Annotated in this window: 17 protein-coding genes and 2 pseudogenes; 8 read left to right on the top strand and 11 right to left on the bottom strand. The window is 72.2% G+C overall.

Going from position 1 to position 18,803, the window contains the following annotated elements; translation table 11 throughout:
- Positions 1 to 177: 177 nt before the first annotated feature.
- A pseudogene (locus ACFYUY_RS24790) lies at positions 178 to 342 on the top strand (hypothetical protein); the annotation flags it as partial.
- A gap of 389 nt (positions 343 to 731) precedes the next feature.
- Positions 732 to 1,427: an STAS domain-containing protein gene (locus tag ACFYUY_RS24785; protein ID WP_387903813.1), complete on the top strand. Its 696-nt coding sequence runs from the start codon at positions 732 to 734 to the stop codon at positions 1,425 to 1,427.
- 263 nt (positions 1,428 to 1,690) lie between these two features.
- On the opposite strand, the pseudogene ACFYUY_RS24780 reads toward ACFYUY_RS24785, so the two are convergent.
- Positions 1,691 to 1,897, bottom strand: a pseudogene (locus tag ACFYUY_RS24780) (response regulator); the annotation flags it as partial.
- A 41-nt stretch (positions 1,898 to 1,938) separates the two neighbouring features.
- Positions 1,939 to 3,417, bottom strand: coding sequence for an ATP-binding protein (locus ACFYUY_RS24775; protein WP_387903746.1), 1,479 nt, complete (start codon positions 3,415 to 3,417; stop codon positions 1,939 to 1,941).
- Between the two features lie 16 nt (positions 3,418 to 3,433).
- Here ACFYUY_RS24775 and ACFYUY_RS24770 point away from each other — a divergent pair, with 16 nt between their 5' ends.
- The 4 genes from ACFYUY_RS24770 (at position 3,434) to ACFYUY_RS24755 (ending at position 5,773) form a co-directional block, all read left to right on the top strand.
- Complete coding sequence (locus ACFYUY_RS24770) at positions 3,434 to 3,655, top strand: hypothetical protein (protein WP_387903743.1); 222 nt, start codon at positions 3,434 to 3,436, stop codon at positions 3,653 to 3,655.
- A gap of 158 nt (positions 3,656 to 3,813) precedes the next feature.
- Positions 3,814 to 4,794 (top strand): SigB/SigF/SigG family RNA polymerase sigma factor, encoded by a 981-nt coding sequence (locus ACFYUY_RS24765; protein ID WP_387903741.1) that lies wholly within the window; start codon positions 3,814 to 3,816, stop codon positions 4,792 to 4,794.
- Positions 4,791 to 5,189 carry an STAS domain-containing protein gene (locus ACFYUY_RS24760; RefSeq protein WP_387903738.1) on the top strand — a complete coding sequence of 133 codons (399 nt, stop codon included), beginning with the start codon at positions 4,791 to 4,793 and terminating at the stop codon, positions 5,187 to 5,189. Before ACFYUY_RS24765 ends, ACFYUY_RS24760 begins: the two co-directional genes overlap by 4 nt.
- Positions 5,190 to 5,293: 104 nt before the next feature.
- Entirely contained in the window at positions 5,294 to 5,773 is a 480-nt protein-coding gene (locus ACFYUY_RS24755) for an ATP-binding protein (protein ID WP_387903810.1), read from the top strand.
- 251 nt (positions 5,774 to 6,024) lie between these two features.
- Here the strand turns inward: ACFYUY_RS24755 and ACFYUY_RS24750 are convergent, their stop codons facing one another.
- The 3 genes from ACFYUY_RS24750 to ACFYUY_RS24740 form a co-directional block, all read right to left on the bottom strand.
- Positions 6,025 to 7,755, bottom strand: coding sequence for a thiamine pyrophosphate-dependent enzyme (locus ACFYUY_RS24750; protein ID WP_387903736.1), 1,731 nt, complete (start codon positions 7,753 to 7,755; stop codon positions 6,025 to 6,027).
- A gap of 498 nt (positions 7,756 to 8,253) precedes the next feature.
- Positions 8,254 to 8,424 (bottom strand): hydrophobic protein, encoded by a 171-nt coding sequence (locus ACFYUY_RS24745; RefSeq protein ID WP_387903734.1) that lies wholly within the window; start codon positions 8,422 to 8,424, stop codon positions 8,254 to 8,256.
- 579 nt (positions 8,425 to 9,003) lie between these two features.
- Positions 9,004 to 10,446 (bottom strand): bifunctional phosphatase PAP2/diacylglycerol kinase family protein, encoded by a 1,443-nt coding sequence (locus ACFYUY_RS24740; RefSeq protein ID WP_387903731.1) that lies wholly within the window; start codon positions 10,444 to 10,446, stop codon positions 9,004 to 9,006.
- A gap of 357 nt (positions 10,447 to 10,803) precedes the next feature.
- Between ACFYUY_RS24740 and ACFYUY_RS24735 the strand changes: the two genes are divergently transcribed.
- Positions 10,804 to 11,508 carry a metal-dependent hydrolase gene (locus ACFYUY_RS24735; RefSeq protein ID WP_387903729.1) on the top strand — a complete coding sequence of 235 codons (705 nt, stop codon included), beginning with the start codon at positions 10,804 to 10,806 and terminating at the stop codon, positions 11,506 to 11,508.
- Between the two features lie 90 nt (positions 11,509 to 11,598).
- Here the strand turns inward: ACFYUY_RS24735 and ACFYUY_RS24730 are convergent, their stop codons facing one another.
- The gene (locus ACFYUY_RS24730; protein WP_387903726.1) at positions 11,599 to 12,192 is read right to left on the bottom strand and encodes a hypothetical protein; all 594 of its coding nucleotides are present in this window, start codon (positions 12,190 to 12,192) and stop codon (positions 11,599 to 11,601) included.
- A gap of 114 nt (positions 12,193 to 12,306) precedes the next feature.
- Here ACFYUY_RS24730 and ACFYUY_RS24725 point away from each other — a divergent pair, with 114 nt between their 5' ends.
- Entirely contained in the window at positions 12,307 to 12,531 is a 225-nt protein-coding gene (locus ACFYUY_RS24725; protein WP_360206656.1) for an e9imm peptide, read from the top strand.
- 103 nt (positions 12,532 to 12,634) lie between these two features.
- On the opposite strand, the gene ACFYUY_RS24720 is transcribed toward ACFYUY_RS24725, so the two are convergent.
- From ACFYUY_RS24720 to ACFYUY_RS24700, 5 genes are all read right to left on the bottom strand, one after another.
- Positions 12,635 to 12,796 (bottom strand): hypothetical protein, encoded by a 162-nt coding sequence (locus tag ACFYUY_RS24720; RefSeq protein WP_387903723.1) that lies wholly within the window; start codon positions 12,794 to 12,796, stop codon positions 12,635 to 12,637.
- Positions 12,797 to 12,815: 19 nt separating this feature from the next.
- On the bottom strand, positions 12,816 to 13,583 hold the full coding sequence (locus tag ACFYUY_RS24715) for a 4'-phosphopantetheinyl transferase (protein ID WP_387903720.1): 768 nt from the start codon (positions 13,581 to 13,583) through the stop codon (positions 12,816 to 12,818).
- A 173-nt stretch (positions 13,584 to 13,756) separates the two neighbouring features.
- Positions 13,757 to 15,253: an FAD-binding protein gene (locus ACFYUY_RS24710; RefSeq protein WP_360206664.1), complete on the bottom strand. Its 1,497-nt coding sequence runs from the start codon at positions 15,251 to 15,253 to the stop codon at positions 13,757 to 13,759.
- A 208-nt stretch (positions 15,254 to 15,461) separates the two neighbouring features.
- Positions 15,462 to 17,054 carry a flavin-containing monooxygenase gene (locus ACFYUY_RS24705; protein WP_387903717.1) on the bottom strand — a complete coding sequence of 531 codons (1,593 nt, stop codon included), beginning with the start codon at positions 17,052 to 17,054 and terminating at the stop codon, positions 15,462 to 15,464.
- 18 nt (positions 17,055 to 17,072) lie between these two features.
- Positions 17,073 to 17,960, bottom strand: coding sequence for a class I SAM-dependent methyltransferase (locus tag ACFYUY_RS24700; RefSeq protein WP_360206670.1), 888 nt, complete (start codon positions 17,958 to 17,960; stop codon positions 17,073 to 17,075).
- Positions 17,961 to 18,803: the final 843 nt, after the last annotated feature.

Here is an 18,803-nt window from a genome sequence, read left to right as displayed (position 1 = left end):
ACCGTCCTCGTCCTGGACGACAACCCCACCACCCGCTACATCGTGGGCAGCTGGCTGCGCCGCTCCGGACACACCGTCGTCGAGGCCGTCGACGGCACCCAGGCGCTGGCCCTGCTCACCGGCGCCCCGACGCACGAACTGCCGGAACTCGCCATCGTGGACGTGAAACTGCCCGACATGACCGGCTTCGAGGTGTGCGAGCGGATCAAGGGCCGGCCGCGCACAGCCGACCTGCCGGTCGTCCACATCTCCGCCACCGCCATCGAAGCCAGCGATCGCACCCAGGGCCTGCACCGGGGCGCGGACGCCTACCTGACCGAACCCATCGACCCCGCAGAACTCCAGGCGACCGTCACCGCCGTGCTGCGCTACACCCGGGCGCGCCGCAGGGCCGAACGGCTCGCCGACCGGGTCGCCGCACTGCACCGCAGCACGCTGGCGCTCTACGACGCCGCCGACGCCGACACCCTGGTCACCGCCGCCGCGCTGGGCGCGACCGAGCTCGGTGCGGCCCAGGCCACCGTCGTCGTCCTGGGGCCCCACTCGGAGACGCTCCACCTCGCCCACTGCTCCCCGGCGGCGGCCCCGGACGGCGGGCCCGACGGACCCGCGCCGGACACGGGCCCGTCGGTCCGGCTGCGCACCGCCCCGCCGGTCCTGCTCGACACCCTCGCGCACCACACCCTCGGCGACGCCACCGGAACCGACTCGGCGCTGCTCACCGCCGTCGAGTGGCGGACCGCCCTGGCCGGCGCGGCCGCGCCGCAGGACGTGACACCCGACGGACCGGTCACCCTGGTCGTGGCCCGGACGAAGCCGGGCCGCCCCCTGGTGGCGCTGGCGGTCGATCCGCAGGCCGCCGCGGGTCTGGACCAGCACCGGTTGCTCTCCCAGCTCACCCAGGCCGCCGCCCTGGCCCTGGAGGCCCTGCGGAGCCAGGCGGAGGAGCACGCCCTTGCTCGCCCACCTCCAGTGACCGGATCGCCCGACCGCCGACCGCCGACCGCCGACCGCCGACCGCCGACCGCCCCGGAGCCCAGGTGCCCGCCTACGCCCTCACCATCCACGTCAGCGCCCACGCGGCAGGCGCGACCGTCGTCGTCCTCGCCGGCGAGCTCGACTACCACACCGCCCCACGACTGCGCAGGGCCATCGAGGGGACTCCCACCGCCCTCCCGCTGGTCCTGGACATCGCCGGCCTGCGCTTCTGCGACTCGATGGGCATCGCCGAGCTGGTCTTCGCCTCCCTGCGCGCCGGGACACCGGGAACCCCGCTCCCGCTGGTCGGCGCCCCGGCGGACCTGCGGCACCTGCTCACGTTGACCGGGGTGGACCAGCTGGTGTCCCACCACGCACACGTCGACCAAGCCGTCGGCTCCCCTTGCTTCCCCGCTCCCGGCCCCCCGGACCGGACCGACAGGAGCTGAGCCGGGTCGAGCCGCTGGACGGCACCACCGTCCCGGAACGCGACCCGCTCGTCCGGTACCCGGTTGCTCCACCTCCCGGTGTGCAGTCAGCCGAGCCGCTGTTCCGCCGCCGGGTGTCCGTGGCGGTGGGTGCCCCAGTCGAGACGGAGGACTGCCAGGTCGTCGGTGTGGCGGCCGGCGTTGAGGGTGTGGTCTGCGTGACGAGCTGGTCGATGTGCGCGGCGGGGTCGGCCGGTGGGAGGGCCTCGATCAGTGCGAGCAGCGGCCGTGACCGCGGATGTGCCGGAGGCGTCGGGCAGGTGCAGGTCGAGGAGGATGCAGTCGGTGACACCGGAGGACAACGTGCTGCTGGCGTCGGCGAGCGTGGCACAGGTGGTCAGCTCGAAGCGCAAGCCGGTGTCGTGGAGGAGTTCCTCGACCAGGAGGGCGTCGCCCGGGTCGTCCTCGATCAGGAGGATGCGGTACGACGGCCCCCCGGTGGCCGCCCCCGCGGAGGACACCATGGTCGTGGTCATCGTGCGTGCTCCTGGTGGGTGCGGGAGGTCTCGGGCATGGCCGGAAGGCCGGGGGGCTTCGGCGGTTCGGCTGCCAGGGTGAAGGTGATGCGGGTACCGGCCCGGTAGTCGGGGTCGACGGTGATGGTGCCGCCGTGGAACTCGACGATCTTCTTGCACATGGCCAGGCCGATGCCGCTGCCGGAGTACGCGTCCTTGGTGTGCAGCCGTTGGAAGATCAGGAAGACCTTCTCGGTGAACTCGGGTGCGATGCCGATGCCGTCGTCGGTGACCGAGAACCGCCACAGCGCGCCGTCGCGCTCGGCCGAGACGTCGATGTGCGGACGGGTTCCGGGCCTGCGGAACTTCACGGCGTTGCCGATCAGGTTCTGCCAGAGCATGCCCATCTGGGTGGGGTCGGCGACCAGCGTCGGCAGCGGGTCGTGGGTGATCTCCGCCCCGGCTTCCTCGATGCCCACGCTCAGCGCGGCCAGGGTCTGCTCCAACGCCTCGTCCATGTCGACTTCCAGGTGGGCGTGGTGGAGACGCCCGACCCGGGAGAAGTCGAGGAGGTCGTTGATGAGGGTCTGCATGCGGTTGGCGCCGTCGACCGCGAAACCGATGTACTGGTCGGCCTTGGCGTCGAGTTGACCGCCGTAGCGGCGCTGGAGGAGCTGGGTGAAGCTGGAGACCTTGCGCAGCGGTTCCTGGAGGTCGTGGGAGGCGACGTAGGCGAACTGCTCCAGCTCGGTGTTGGAACGCTGGAGGTCGGCGGCCTGCGCGTCCAGGCGCAGCCGGGCCTGCTCGCTGAAGCCGAGCTCCCGCACGAGGCGAACGCGCATGCGGTCGATCTCACCGCTGAGCCGGCGCAGGTCGGCGGGGCCGGTCGTGGTGATGGGGTGGTCGAACTCGCCGCCGGCGATGACGCGGGCATCGGCTCCGAGTTGTTCGAGCGGGCGGTTGATGCCGCGCCGCAGTCCTTCGAACACCAGGGCGGCGAGGATCAGGATGAGGCCCGCGATGGCGCCGAACACCCAGTTCCGCAGCGTCAGTGTGGAAGCGAGCTCATCTCTCGCCCTGGTGCGCTCCGCGCGCAAACGGTCCTGCTGCTCGGCCAGTCGGGCCCGGACGCCGTCGAAGGAGGCCTTGCCCGGCGCGGCGAGGGCGGCGGCCGCCGGCGCCGGCGCGCCGGGCGGGGAATCGGCCACCGGTCGGGCCAGCTCCGACTGCCACGCCGAGATCGCGCGCCCGACGCCGGCCAGGTCCTCGAGCGCGGAGGCGTCGTCCTTCAGCAGGTCCGCGAGGCGCGCTGTCTGGGTCTCCTCGTCGGACAGACCCTGCTGGTACGGAGCCTGGGTCCGGTCGAGGACCCAGAAGCCCGTCGCCCCGAGCACGGTCAGGACGACGAGCGCGGCCGTCGCGCCGGCGCGAAGCCACCGACGGGTCGTCCAGGCGGCGAACCACCGAGTCCGCACCAGCCGCTCTTCGCCGGTCATACTCCACCCCTCCACGGTGACGGCTGCCGCACGACTGGACGCGGACCCGGCCGTGCTGTGCATCGAGGTCGAGGACGCCACGGAAGAGCGTCCACGGCAGCACGCGCTGCACGGCGGGGACCCGGCCCGCCCCGGCGGCCGCGGTTGGACGATCGTCCGTCGGGTGGCCCTCACGTGCACCGTCCAGCTGCTGCCCGGCGGCGGGAAGCGCATCACCGTCACGCTTCCCGTGTGCTGAGGGCGCTCAGGGGTGAACGTTCCGCCACCCGGCCGGCCCCCGTTCGCGGACGCCGTCCAGACATGCACAGAACCTTCACGCGCGGCGGTGGCATGCATGTCGCCCCGAGGGGTAACCGCGGACGGCCCGCGCCGTGGTGACGGAGGAAAAGGATCGACATGACCATGACCAGTAGCGAGCTGCTCCCGTGCGCATCCCGGCCTGCGCCGTCGTCGCCCGGCGCCCCCGTCGTCACCCGCGGCCCCGATCCCGAGCTCGCATCGTTGCTCGCCGACGTCGGCGACCCGTGCGACGTCGCCCCGGCCGACGCGCGGGAGTTGACCCGAACGCTCCTGGCTCGACTCGCGGCCCTGGACGAGGGCACCATGGAGTACTCCTACGTACGGGGCACGCTGATCGAACTCAACATGTCCCTCGTGCAGTTCGTGCTCCGCCGCTTCGCACCTCACCACGAGAGCCGGGACGACCTGCTCCAGGTCGGTGCCATCGGCCTGATCAAGGCGATCGACCGCTTCGATCCGGATCACGGGGTCGAGTTCAGCAGCTTCGCCATCCCGACCGTGATGGGCGAGATCCGCCGCCACTTCCGTGACAACACCTGGGCCGTCCACGTGCCCAGGCGGCTGCAGGAGCTGCGGCTGGCCCTGGCGAAGGCCCAGGACGCACTCTCCCAGCAGCTCGACCGAGAGCCCACGGTCGCCGAACTGGCCCGTCACCTCGAACTGCCCGAGGAGTCGATCACCGAGGGCCTTGCCGCCGCCCGTGCCCGCAGTGCCGGCTCGCTGGACCTCCCGGCCGGTCCCCAGCAGGACGGTGCGGCCCGGTCGGCCGACCGCCTCCTCGGCCCGGATGCGGACCACGCCGAGTTGGTGACCGACCTGGTGGCGCTCAAGCCCCTGATCGCGGCCCTGCCGCCCCGCGAGCGACTCATCCTGTCGATGAGGTTCACCGAGGACCTGACGCAGTCCCAGATCGGCGGCCGGCTCGGTCTGTCCCAGATGCACGTATCACGCCTGCTCAGCCGTACGCTGAGGACGTTGCGCGAAGGCCTCGTGGGTGACGGGGAACCGTCGGTGCGGGCCGGGAAGCGGGACGGGCAGGAGCAGGGGGTCACGCGCCGGGGTGGAGGGGACGAATGACGAGCGAGTCCGGGAGCACGAGTGCCGCAGAGGCATGGGGGCCACCCACGAGTGGTCTCGCGGTACGCGTACGCCGCACCGCCACACGTGCGTCCGTCTGCGAGATCGCCGGGGACCTGGACGCCGAGACCCGGGCGCCCGTCATCTCGGCGCTCGACGGCCTGACGGCGGAGCGCCCCTCGTCGATCGTCGTCGACCTCCAGCACGTGGCGTTCTGTGACTCGTCAGGCCTCAACCTGCTCCTGCAGGCCCGCATGAACGCCGTGGCGGCCGGCATCGACTTCCGGATCGCCCGCCCTTCACCCGCTGTCGCGCGGGTCTTCGAGCTCACGGGCACCGACGCGGTCTTCTCCATCCACCTGGACGACACGGCCGTACCCCGACCGTCGGGCTGACGTGCCGGTGGGGCGGGCGGCCACACCGACACCGTGCTCGACGCGGCTCGCCGGGGAAGCCGGTTCAGGAAGGGACCGCTGGACTGGAAGGGGGACAGGTGCAGATGACCGGCAGCGGCGGGGCCCTGGAGGACGGTCGGACTGCTGCCGGTCCGGCGCGGCCGCCCGTCGCACAGCTCCGGCGGCTCCGGCTGGCGGGAGTCCCGAAGCCGGTCGCCCGTGCGAGGGAGTTCACCTCGCGGGCGCTCGCGGACTGGGCCGGTCCCGGCAGTTCCGCGGAGGCTGAGCGGGACGTCGTCCTCCTGGTGGCCGAGCTGGTCTCGAACGCCGTGATGCACGCCGGAGGGGCTTTGGAACTCGCGCTGTCGGCGCGTACGGGCAGGCTGCGGATCGAGGTCGGCGACGGCTCTCCGGCACTGCCCGCCCTGCGCACTCCCCGGCCACCCGCGAGCCCCGGCGGTCACGGGCTGCTCATCGTCGAGCGGCTGGCCTGTCGGTGGGGCGTCGAGCCCCGGGGCCCCGGCAAGACCGTGTGGGCCGAGACCGGCATCCCCGGCCGTCCACCCGCTGCCGACTGCGCGTAGGGTCGGCTACTGGCCCGGGGGCCCCGGGGCTTCCAAGCCCCCGGAGCCCTGGTGGACCCGCCGAGCGGCCCCGCAGCCGAGCCGGTGAGGTGACGCGGGCGACGGACACGGCGGGGCCGACCGCCGGGACGCGTCGGCCTTCGCCGCAGCGTCCCGGCGGTAAGAGCACCCGGCCCCACAGGCAGGCGTCGGGTCGCCCGGAGCCGGGTGCCGGGCGACCCGGGCAAAGGCCCTCCGCGCCCGGGGGAGTGTCAGCCGTCGTGGCTGCGGAGGGTCTCCTTGATCCTGGCGATGGCGAAACCCCATCCCTGCTCGACGGTCGGCTTGCCCGGGACCGCCAGCTCTTCGGGGTTGGTGAGGACGTCGAGCAGCACCGGCCCGGGCGTGCCGAAGGCCCGCCGTACGCCGTCCTGCAGGTCGGAGGGGTCGGTGACGCGGATGCCGGTCAGCCCGAGGGCGGTGGCGACCGCGGCGAAGTCGGGATTGTCGAGCTCCGTTCCGTACTCCGGCAGGCCCGACTGCTCCTGTTCGAGCTTGACCATGCCGAGTCGTCGGTTGTCGAAGACCACGAGCTTCACCGGCAGCCGGTAGGCCCTGATCGTCATCAGATCGCCGAGCAGCATGCTCAGACCACCGTCGCCGCAGAACGCCACGACCTGGCGGTCCAGGGCCCAGAGCTGTGCGCCGAGGGCCTGGGGCATGGCGTTGGCCATCGAGCCGAGGTCGTAGGAGCCCAGCAGCCGGCGCCGGCCGCGCATGGTCACGAAGCGCGAGAGCCACACGGTGGCCATGCCGGTGTCGGAGGTGAAGATGGCGTCGTCGTCCGCGAAGGCGTCCACGGCGGCGGCCAGTGCCTCGGGGCGGACGTCGTGGCCCCGGTTGTCCAGGGCGCTGCGCATGCGGCCGAGCAGGGAGTGCTGGTCGCGGCGTGGTTCGGCGAGCTTCCGCTGGCCGGCGAGCCAGTCGTCGAAGCGTGCGCGTGCCCGGTCGAGGTGCGCGCTCCCCTCGACCGCGTCCACGTGGGGGAGCAGCGCGCGCAGGGTGGCCGCGGTGTCCCCGACCAGACCGACGTCCACCGGTGTGCGACGGCCGAGGTGGCGTGGGTGGAGGTCGATCTGCACGGTCCTGCAGCCGGTGGGGTACCAGTCCCGGTACGGGAAGTCCGTGCCGAGCATGATCAGCGTGTCACAGCCCTCGAGCGCGTGGACCGCGGCGGGGTTGCCGATCAGGCCGGTCTGACCGACCTGGTACGGATTGTCGTGCTCGAAGCCTTCCTTGGCCTTCAGGGTGAGCACCATCGGTGCCGACAACCGCTCGGCGAGGGCCAGCACCTCCGTGCGGGCCTCCCGGGCGCCGCGTCCGACCAACAGGGTGGTCCGGCCGCCGGCGTTGATCAGGTCGGAGGCCGCCCGGATCCCCGTGTCGTCCGGTCGGATGACCGGGCCGGAACGCGGGAAGCGGGCCGGGCGGTCGTCCGGTACCTCGCGCTCACCCAGGTCGGCGGGGACGGTGAGGACCGCCACGCCCCGCTCGCCGGTCGCCGCGCGGACGGCGGCCTCGAGCATCCGGGGCAGTTGTCCGGGGGAGGTCAGGGTGGCCCGGTAGACCGCGACGTCGCGGAACAGCAGGTCGTTGTCGACCTCCTGGAAGTAGTCGCCGCCCATCTCCGCGGTGGGCACCTGCCCGGCGATGGCCAGTACCGGGGTGCGGCTCTTGGCCGCGTCGTACAGGCCGTTGAGCAGGTGTACCGAGCCGGGGCCGACGGTGCCCATGCACACGCCCAGCCGTCCGGAGAGCTGCGACTGGGCACCGGCGGCGAACGCTGCGGCCTCCTCGTGGCGGCAGCCGACCCAGGAGAGGCCGTCGGTGGTGCGGATGGCGTCGGTCAACGGGTTCAGGGCGTCGCCGACGACGCCGAAGACATGGCGCACGCCCAGTTCCTGCAGGGCGTCGACGATCAGACGGGCGACGGTACGCGGCACGGGGACTTCCCTTCGCAGGAGCGGTCACGGGGTCAGAGGGTGAAGCGGTCGGGGCCGGCGGCCTTCCCGGTCCTGCTCCCAGGACGGGGGCGCCTCGTGGAGGATCCGGCCCGGCGCCGGCCGGGGCTGGAGGTGCGCGGGGCTGCGCAGGGTCTGCGGGTCGACCCGGCGGTGCAGCATGTGCGGGGTTCCGTCGGGGCGGGTGGTCGACGCCCGTCGCGGCCACGATCTGCCGGGCGCTCCGCAGAGTCGGCTGCCGGGGGCGGTGAACCCGTGCGGACTCGTCACCGCCGTGCCGTGCACGTGCCCGGTCGCGGTCCTGCGTGGACACGCCGGGACAGGATGGCGGCCGTCGCCGGGAGGGCGACGGCCGCCACCGTGAGGCCGGTGACCTGCGGGAGCCTCACGACGGCCACCGGCCGGCCCCGTTCGTCGCCGCCGTGCCGGGGGCCGCCCCGTGCGCCGGGCAGTCGGCGACCGGTTCGGGGACGTGACGGGTCACCAGCGGTACCACCGTCCGCGGGTGCCCGAGGCGCCGGTGCTCCGGGCGACGAAGCCCAGCAGCCAGACGACGAAGACCGCGATGGCGATCCACCAGAGGATCTTGACGGCGAAGCCGGCGCCGAACAGGAGCAGTGCCAGCAGGAGGACGAGCAGCAGGGGAACCATGGTCAGTGGCCTTTCAGTTGGTGATGGGTCCCCGCATGCCCCGCTTCCGCAGACGTATGCACATGGCTGCTTCACACGGCGGCGAGGGTCTCGGCGCGGCCCGGTCGGCCGGGCGCTGCGAGTCCTTCCGGGCCCGCGGACCGCCGCCGGCAGGTGCGGCGGCATCCCGTGCCGTCGAGACGGGCCGTTCCTCCCCGACATGGCCAGGGGAGATCGGGGAAGCCGGTACAGATCCTGCTCGTCACCCGAGGGGCGTCCATGATCATGGCCGTGGTCCTGCTGCCGGTTCCGTTCGCGCTCGCGGCGATCCTCACCGCGCTCGTTCCCCCGTCGGCCCGCGCGGACCGGTGTCCGCGGCCCGGCCCGGCAGCCGGAACCACCGCCGCGGGCCGACCGTGTCGACGTCCCGGCCGGTGACGTGACCGGGGCCTCACCGGCGTCACCGGGAGCCCCGGGAACCCGGCAGCCCCGAACGGCCGGCCACGGCTCCGGACCTCGCGGGCCTCCAGCCCTCAGCCGCCTTCGTCACCGGATGAGGGCCGAGCCGTGGATCGCCGCGCGATACCGCGCGGCGCCGGGTCACGGCGTGGCGGGGTGCTCGGGGCGGTACACCGTCAGGCCCCTGACACCGGTGCGCAGTCGCAAGCGGTCGGGGGCCTCGACGCTCTCGCCGTCCAGGGACATGCGGGGCACGTCGTGGAGGTCCGTCAGGTCGAGTGCGGGCAGGCGCACGGACCGGTACACCCGGGACCGTGCAAGCGTGCCGGAGAGGAAGGCCGCGACCAGCCTGGTCCGGGCGAAGGGGTGGCTGCCGTCCACGACCCTGATGTCGAGTCTCCCCCCGTCCAGCGCGCTGCGGTGGCTCGGGGCGAAGCCCGGTGGGTCGTAGGACCCGTTGCCCGCGAAGAGCAGCCACAGCTGGCGGGCCCGCCCCGACACCTCGATCGGGACGGGCTCGGCGGTGGCGAGGACCCGGACCAGGGCGACGAGCAGCGCCGGCCACTTGCCGAGACGCGGTTCCAACTCCTCTCGCACCCGGACGAGTTCGGGGTAGACGCCAAGGCTGAAGGTGTTGAGGAAGACGCGGTCGCCCTCAGCGGCGAGGACCTGGCCCAAGTCCACGGCGGCGGCGCTGCCCGCCTCCACCGCCTCGGCCGTCGAGCGCAGGCTCGGGCACCCCAGGTCGACCGCGAAGTGGTTGAGGGTGCCGCCGGGAAAGACCGCCAGTGGCAGGCCCCGCCCGGACGCCACCTCGGCCGCCAGGTTGACCGTTCCGTCTCCGCCGCAGACGCCCAGCGCCCGGCAGCCCTCGGCGGCCTCGGCCATGACCTTCTCCAGCTCCTCGTCGGCGCCGCAGACGAGGATGCGGGCCGCCGGCAACAGCTCGCGCAGCTCGGCGGCCCTGCCCTCCGCGGTGGCGTCGGAGCCGGGCAGGAGGGAGCTGCCGGACCCGCTGTTCACCACCACGTTCAGCCCCTCGCCGCGCGGCAGCGCCGGTGCGGCGACGGCTGGGGGCGCGGCGGAAGCCGGGCCGGAGGGCCGCCGCGGCCACCAGCGCAGCGTGAGCGCGGCCATCGAGACGCCGAGGGCGGCCCCGGCGACCACGTCGCTCGGGTAGTGCGCGCCGACGTAGACCCGGGAGACCATCACGGCCCCCGCCAAGGGTGCCGCGATCGCTCCCAGGGCCGGGGACTCCAGTGCGAGACCGGTGGCGAACGCGGCCGCGGACGCCGCATGCCCCGAGGGGAACGAGGTGGTGACGGGCTGCCTGGTGAGCCTTCGCACCAGAGGAACGGCGTCGAGGACGGGTCGCTGACGTCCTGCCACGGACTTTGCCACCACGTTCGCCGCCGCCGAGGCCAGGAGGAGCGAGCCGAGGCCGCGCAGGGCGGCCCTTCTGGCGGTGCGGTCACCGCATGCGGCCAGCAGCCCTGCGGAGGCCGTCCAGAGGAGCCCGTGGTCAGCGGACCGGCTGAGCCCGGGGAGCCAGCCTTCGAGGCCGTGCAGTCGTGCGTGCGCCACCCGTGAGAAGAGTCCGGTGTCGAGTTTCGAGAGGGGTCCCATGGCGACTCTGCTGCCCCGTCGGCGGTCGGTGTAACGCTGGAGAGCGCGGAGCCGCATGCTGTCCGGCACCGGGACGGTGGTGACCACGTGAGTGGCGCTGCCCCAGCAGGTGGGCGCTGCCCCAGCAGGTGCGCCACCTCGTCAAGGTGTCGGGATCACACGGGCGGTGCTTCAAGATGATGATCGCGGGTAGCCGACGTGCTGTCGGGCGCACAGCGCGAACCGGCCGTCCCCGATAGCCCGGCGACCCGTCTCGTGTCGACCGCCCGATCGGTCGGCCGGCCGGCCGAAGAGAGCGACAGGGGGCGGGGCAGCATGATGGGACATTCGCACGCGGTGGGTGGGGCGCTGCTGTTCGCGGCCGCTTCACCCCATCTCCCGCCCGTACTCGTCGGCCGACCTCTCGGGCCGGCCGACGTCCTGATGGGCACGATCCTGTGTGCTGGTGCTGCCCTCCTGCCCGACCTGGACCACCACGACAGCACGTTCGCGCACTGGCTCGGGCCGGTCTCCAGAGCGCTCTGCCGACTGGTCGGTTGGATCTCCGGCGGTCACCGCCGCGCCACCCACTCGCTGCTGTTCGTCGTGCTGGCGGGCGGTGGCACCTGGACCGGCATCAGCTGTCTCGGGCGCGGCTTCACCCTCGGCCTGACGTTCTGCCTCCTGACGCTGGCCGTCCGGGCGTTGCACCTGCATCCGCCCGGCAGCGGTCCGGCGACCTGGGTCTACCCCACCGGCCTGGCCGCGCTCGGGGCGGCCGGGCTGGACTCCTGGCTGCCGAACACCCCGCAGTGGCTGCCTTGCGCGGTGGCCCTGGGCGTATCGGCGCACCTGCTCGGTGACCTTCTGACCAGGCGGGGAATACCCTTGTTCTGGCCTCTCGGGCGGCACTACGAAATCGCCCTGATCAAGCGCACCGGCAACAGGGTGGAGACGAGGTTCCTCGTCCCGCTCATGACGATCGCGACCTTCGTGGTGCTCTGGTTCGCGGCCTTCCCGGCCTTCACGCCGGCCACCTGAGGACGGCGACCCGGTAGACCGGCCGGATCCGGCAGGCCACCCGGTGCGGCCCCGTTCGGCGGCGGCCGCCGCCGGGCGGATCTGCGGCGGTCACTGGCCGCGGGTCACGGTCCGGGTGGGGCGGCCGGATGCGGTGAGCTCCACGACCTGCGTCCGGGTGTCGCCGGTGGTGAGGCGGATGCGGTCGGGGCCGTCCCAGGCGGCGCCCGTCAGGGCGTTCTTGCCCGCGTCGCCGTTGAAGTAGCCGACCCTCCACCGGCGTTCGGTGAGGCCGGTGCCTTGGTCGACGTAGACCCACCAGAGCGGGTCGATCATCGCGGACCCCTCCTCGACGACGAGGTGGCGGTCGTCCCGGCCGGGTGCGGCCTCGTTCATCGATGTCCTGGTCCCGTCGCCGGCCAGGATGTAGAACGGCGAGGCGAGCAGGCCGAGGAGGACGGCCATGACGGTGGTGAGGGCCCGGACGACGATGTCGCGGACGCCGATCAGGACCGCGGCGAGCAGCGCGCCCGCGATCAACGTGCCGAACAGCAGCGGGTGGTGGAACAGCTCGGCGGGGGTGAGCAGACCGCCGTCCTCACTGCACCGGTCGCCCACCAGCCCGAGGGCCGCCAGCACCACTGCGCCGCCGACGATCCCCTGGACGGTGCGGCGTCGCCATCGGACGGCTGTGGTCGTGGTCATCTTGGCCCCCCCGGGCGCTCGGTGATCGTTCTTCGGTCCCACCCTAGGGACAGTCCGGTCGATCACGCGACTCGCTAAACTCTCCGCGTCCTGGAGGGAGTGGTCGGAGCAGTGATGACGTTTGAGTCGGCCGTTGCGATGGTGCAGAAGATCATGGATGGGGACTGCTACAACGACGCCGAGATCGACCGCACGCTGGAGGCGCTGGACAGGGGCCTTGGCTGTCCGACTGGCTATGTCAGCGACCTGATCTACTCGATCTACCCGCCCGGCGAGCCGGAGCCGACAGCCGCCGAGGTGGTCGAACTGGCCCTCGCCTACCGGCCGTTCGCGCCGTGAGAGCAGCAGCCGTTCCTCGTCGGCCGGCCGGGGCCGCGCTGCTCGGGGGCGGCCCGCCGGTTGCGGGCGAAGCCGGCCCGCACCGCCCGCTCCGGGTGCGCGATCACCGCCTCGACGACGTCGGCGGGCAGGCGCGCTCCCGACAGAGCGGCGCCCGGGCGGCGCGGGCCTGCGGGCTCAGCGGCCGCAGCAGCACCTCGGGCGGTGCGGCCGGATTGGCGGCGACCCCGCGCAGGCGGGCTTCCGTGAGGGCACGGGAGGACACCGGGACATCCTGGCAGCGGTCAGCGCGGCGCGTCGACCCCGGGCAGGGGGCGCTGACCTGCCGGTTCTTCCGTCCGGGGGATGACGAGGGCGGTGATGAGCACGTTCTGCACCATCGTCCAGCGGCCCCGGTGGGCGTCGGGGAGATCGGGGTGGTGCGCGGTGAAGCCGTGGCCCCGGTCGAGGGTGACGGTGATGGCGGCGAGCGGGATCCAGCGCCGGGTGAGCGGGTAGCCGGCCTTGTACACGGCCTCCTTGGCGCTGAAGAGGAGGCGGTCCCAGGGCACGCGGCCGGCCGGCAGTCCGGCGAGGTGGTGCCGCTCCGCCTCGCTGGTGACGAGCTGCAGGGGGCCGTGGGGGAGCGGCTGCGCCGGCTCGGCGTCGATGCCCAGGGAGGCGAGGCGCGCGGTGGGGGCCGTGGCGCAGGCCGTGTAGCCGTGGGTGTGCGTGATGCTGCCGGTCACGCCTTCGGGCCACTGGGGGGCGCCGCCGGGGCCGGGCACGAGCGGGACGGGCGGGTGGCCGAGGGCGGTGAGGGTGGTGCGGGCGAGGGTGCGGGCGGCGGTGAACTGGCGCCGCCGGCGGGGGGTCCGGCCCTTGATGTGCTCGGCCTCCGGCCCGAGGAGCGGGCCCTCGGGCGGGGGCCCGAAGGCCTCGGCGCACGCGACGCCGGGCGGGAGGAGGGTGCCGAGGACGGTGGCGACGCCGAGGCGTCGGATGCCACCGGGGGCGGCGGGCCCACCGGGGATGGTGTGGACGGCCGTCGGGGCGGGGTGGGTGGTGGTCATCTCCGGCCTCCGCTGGTGGCCTCGACGAGGCGTGGTGAGGTGGGTTCCGGGCGGTCTGGAGCTCCGGGCGGTCCGCGGGCGGTGCGGGCCCTGGACCCGGTCGTTCGGTGACGCGGTTGGTCGGGGAGGGGAAGTAACCGGGGTCGCGTCAACGGGCGGTGCGGCGCGGCGCCTCAGCCGAAGATGTTCTGGCCCGGCGTGAGGATGCGAGCCGGGTCGTAGCGGAACTTCTGGGCGGTCAGGGTGGCCCACTGGGAACCGTAGTGGCGCTGCCAGTCCGTCTGGGTCATCCGCGGTACGGCGCCGACCAGGTAGCGCTTGGCGCCGAGCGTGGTGGCGTAGTCGTACAGGGTGCGGTTGCGCTGCAGCTGGGGGGCCGGGTCGGTGCCGGGGTGGGGGAAGGTCAGCAGGTCGAAGAGGTAGGTGACCGGCTCGTTGGGCGTGATCGCGTTGGGCCGGGTGATCTTGTTGGTCGGGAAGGGGTAGAAGAGCAGCAGGCCGCCGCCGATGGCGTCCGGGGTGAGCGCGGGCAGGGCGTAGTTGACGAAGGTGGCGGCCTTGGAAGCGGGGAGGAAGAGGCTCAGCCACGGCTTGGGCTCGTTCCAGTAGCCCAGGTTCTTCAGGTTGTCGGCGAAGGCGTCGGCACGGAACGTGTACTCGCGGTACGTCTGGTCGGCGATGAGCGTGTCGGCGGCGACGGGCGACAGACCGGCCAGGTAACGCGCCGGGTCGGGCGCGGTGGTGCCGTTGTAGTAGACGACGGTCTCGATCTTGTACCGGGGGGCGGCCCCGTTCGGCTGCGGGACGATCTCGCCGACCTGGCTGGGGAAACGGCCGTCCCGGAGGATGGTCTCCTGGTCGGCGAGGTACGTGGCGAGGTTGTCGTAGAAGAGGTTGAAGACGAGGGCGCGCTGCGGGGCGGGCACCAGCTTGACCGTCGCGCGCAGGATGATGCCGAACTGCCCGGCGCCGGCCAGCGCGGCGTTGAACAGGTCGCGGTTGCGGGTGGCGGTGGCCGTGACGAGCTGCCCGGTGCCGGTCACGATGTCGATCGACTCCACGGTGTCCGCCTGGAGGCCGTACTTCTGGACGGTGGAGCCGATGCCGCCGACGCTGATGGTGCCGCCGACGGACAGGTGGAGGTAGTCGGTCAGGCACGGCGGCGTCAGACCCTTGGCGAGCGCGGCATCGGTGAGCTGGGCCCAGGTGACGCCGGCGTCGACGGTCGCACTGGTCGCCGAGATGGAGTGGATGCGGTTCAGCGAACGGGCATCGATGCTGATGCCGCCGGCGACCCCGGCCTGGCCGTAGTTGGAGTGCGACTCGAGCTCGGTCCCGGTGCCGCTGCGACCGTTCATGGCGACCTTGAGGCCGTTGCAGCGCGCGTAGTTGACGATCTTGACGACGTCCTGGTCGGAGCCGGGCCGCAGGACGGCGTACGGGGTGCTGGTGGTCAGCCGCCCGAAGTCCTGGCTGAACTCGGCCACGGTGGCCGCGCTCGAGGTCAGCGTGCCGTCCAGGGTCGGGACGGGGACGAGGCGCCCGGCCGGGACTGCGTCCTGGGTGGTCGCCCAGGCGCGCGTGGCCGAGTCGAAGCCGATGACCATCGCGGTGGCGGTCGCGGCGGTGCCGGCGAGCACGGAGCGTCGGGACAGGGGCGGGCGGGTCATGGGAGGTCCTTCTCTCGGTCGGATTCGGTGTTTCGCATGTCCGTACTTCGGCTTTCGGTGGGTCTGGGTCTGGGTGCGGCGGTCGGGCGTGTGCCCGCCGGTCCGTGGGGGTGGCCGGCGGGCGTGGGGGGCGTCGTCACCGGTGAATCCCGGCGGTGATTTCCGGTTGTTTTGGGGGTGGTTGTTTTGGTTTTGGTGTGTGGGGTGGTTAGGGGTGGGTGTGGGTGGTGGTTTGGTAGTTGGTGAGGTCGAGGTGGCGGGTTTGGTTTTTGAAGCGGTAGGTGTAGGTGGGCCAGATGTTGGGGTTGTTGCCGTGTTTGTCGGTGTACCAGCTGGTGCAGCCGCCGGTGTTCCAGACGGTGTTTTTGAGGCGTTTGTTGAGGGTGTTGTTGTAGGTGGTTTGGGCTTCGGGGCGGGGTTGGATGCTGGTGATGTTGCGGGTGGTGAGGGTTTTGATGGCTTGGGTGATGTAGGTGATCTGGGATTCGATGATGACGGTTTGGCTGGAGTGGCCGAGGGTGGTGTTGGGGCCGAGGATCATGAAGAGGTTGGGGAAGCCGTGGATGGTGGTTCCGCGGTGGGCGGTCATGCCGTGGGTGGTCCAGTGGTGGGCGAGGGTGGTGCCGTTGGTGCCGTGGATGCGGTGGGCGATGGGGCGGGTGGTGGTGGTGAAGCCGGTGGCGAGGATGATGGTGTCGATGGGGCGGGTGGTGCCGTCTTGGGTGGTGATGTGGGTGGGGCCGATGTGGGTGATGGTGTCGGGGATGATGGTGACGTTGGGTTGTTGGATGGCGGGGTACCAGGTGTTGGAGAAGAGGAGGCGTTTGCAGCCGACGGTGTAGTCGGGGGTGAGGAGTTTGCGGAGTTCGGGGTCGGGGACGGATTTTTTGAGGTGGCCGGCGGCCATGTTTTTCATGCCGGTGGTGCGGCTGGGGCGGGACATGAAGAACGCGACGATTTCGCGGCCGTGTTTGTTGAAGTTGCGGCGGAATTTCTGGTAGCCGGGGAGGTGGCGGAGGAGCCAGGTGTGGCGGGGGGTGTTGGGTTTGTCGGGTTTGTGGGCGACCCAGGGGGGTGTGCGTTGGTAGAGGTCGAGGTGGGCGACGGTGGGTTGGATCTGGGGGACGAATTGGATGGCGGAGGCGCCGGTGCCGATGACGGCGACGTTGCGGCCGGTGAGGTCGTGGTCGTGGCGCCATTGGGCGGAGTGGAAGAGGGTGCCGGTGAAGGTGGAGAGGCCGGGGATGTCGGGCAGGGCGGGTTCGGAGAGGTAGCCGGTGCCGGTGATGAGGATCTGGGCGGTGTAGTGGCCCTGGGTGGTGTGGATGTGCCAGTGCTGGCGGGTGGGGTTCCAGCGGGCGGTGAGGAGTTCGTGGTCGTAGCGCAGGTGGGGTTCGACGCCGAAGCGGCGGGCGGTGTCTTTGAGGTAGGTGTGGACTTCGGCTTGGGTGGCGAAGGTGGATTTCCAGTTGGGGTTGCGGGCGAAGGAGTAGGAGTAGAGGTGGGCCTGGACGTCGCAGGCGCAGCCGGGGTAGGTGTTGTCGCGCCAGGTGCCGCCGAGGTCGTGGGCGCGTTCGAAGACGAGGAAGTCGTCGGTGCCGGTTTGGAGGAGGCGGATGGCGGCGCCGAGGCCGGAGATGCCGGCGCCGATGACGGCGACTTTGAGGTGGCGTAGGGGGGTGGTGTCGGCGCCGGCCGTGTCCGCGGTCGTGGCTGTGCCTGTGCCCGGGTTGGTGTTTGTTGCCGGGGTGGTGGGGTGGTTGTGGGCGGGGCCGGTGGGGGGTGGGGCGGTGGTGGTCATGGTGGTGTCCCTCCGGGGTCAGGCGCGGCGGGTGAGGGTGACGCGGAAGTTGTTGAAGATGTGGTCTTCGAGGGTGTAGGCGAAGATGTCGAGGTAGCGTTCGAAGCGCTTGACGGTGGTTTCGTCGGACATGGTGACGGCTTCGTCGCGGCGGGCGGCGAGGAGTTCGAGCCAGGCGCGGCAGGCGCGGGCGAAGGATTCGGGTTCGTTGCGGATTTCGGTGACTTCGAAGAGTCCGTCGAGGCCGGCGGCGAGTTCGGGCAGGCGGGGGATGTGGCAGCCTTCGAATTCTTCGCGCTGGAGGAACTTGAGGTCGTCGAGGAGCTGGCGGCGCAGTGGGGGGTTTTCGACGGTCATGGTGTGGAGGACGAAGCGGGCGCCGGGCTTGAGGAGGGAGTGGACCTGCTTGAAGAAGACGCGGTAGCGCTGGGTGCGCTCTTTGGGGGTGAGGGAGGACAGGACGAAGTGTTCGAGGGCGTTGATGCAGAACGCGGCGTCGTAGGGGTCGCCGTCGGCCTTGTGGTCTTCCCAGCTTTCGACGCGGGCTTCGATGGCGGGGTTGCCGAGGGCGTGGACGAAGTCGGCTTGGGTGCGGGAGAGGGTGACGCCGACGGCGTGCTTGACGCCGTGGACGGTGGTGAGGCGGTTGAGCATGGTGCCCCAGCCGCAGCCGATGTCGAGGACCTTGGCGGTGCCGGTGGCGTGGGCGAGGTCGGTGAAGACGTCGAGCTTGCGTTCCTGGGCTTCGTCGAGGGTGGCGACGAGGTCTTCGCCGTCCTCCCAGTAGCCGCCGGAGTACATCATGGTGGGGCCGAGGATGAGGCGGTACAGGTCGTTGCCGACCTCGTAGTGGTGGCGGATGGCTTCGACGTCGGGGTTGATGGTGCGGGCGTCGATGGTGGTCATGGGGTGGGTCCTCACGTGGTGGTGGTGGGTGGGCGGTGGTGCCCGGGTGGTCGCGGCCGCGGGCCGGGCCCCTGTGGGGCCGCGGCCGTGGGCCTGAGGGGCCGCGGGCCTGTGGGCCCTGGAGCCGTGTGGCCGTGGGGCGTTGAGTCTGTGCGGCCCTGAAGCCGTGTGGCCGTTGGCCTGTGGGGCCGCGGGCCTGTGGGCCCTGGAGCCGTGTGGCCGTTGGCCGTTGGGCGTTGAGGCTGTGGGGTCTTGGAGCTGTGGGGCCGTGGAGCGTTGAGCTCGTGGCGCCTGGAGCTCGTGGGGCCGTGGGGCCTTGAACCTGTGGGGCCTTGAACCTGTGGGGCCGTGGGGCGTCGAGTCTGTGCGGCCCTGAGGTCGTTGGGCCCTGAGGTCGTTGGGCCGTGAGGTTGTGTGGTCTTGGGGGCGTGGTGGCCGGCGGTGATCGCCGGTGCCATCGGCGCCCGGTGGTGCCCCGGTGTCCCGGTGTCCCGGTCCCTCAGTGCCTTGTTGCCTCAGTGCTGTGGTGCCTCAATGCCTCGGGCCGCTGTGGTGCTTTGGTGCGGTGGTGCTGGGGTGTGTTGTTGGGTGGGGCTTTGGGTGTCTGCAGGGGTGTTGGCGGTGGTCGCCGGGAGCAGACGCCGGGTGGTGCGGTGGGCCTGGTGGGCCTGGTGGCCGTTGGTGGTGCGGGGGCCGGCTTTGGGTGGGCTGGTCCGGGGGGCGTTGTTCGGCGCTGGGTGGCACGCCCGGGTCGTGCTGGGTGGCGCCGGGGTGGCGTCGGCGTGGCTTGCGGGGGTGTGTCGGTGAACTGCGGTGTTTCCGTGGTTGGTTGACGTCGCCGTC

Source organism: Kitasatospora sp. NPDC004745 (assembly GCF_042873275.1).
Classification (GTDB): Bacteria; Actinomycetota; Actinomycetes; order Streptomycetales; family Streptomycetaceae; genus Kitasatospora.
Note: the sequence above shows the minus strand (reverse complement) of the source record. Positions and strands in the feature narration are given on the sequence as shown.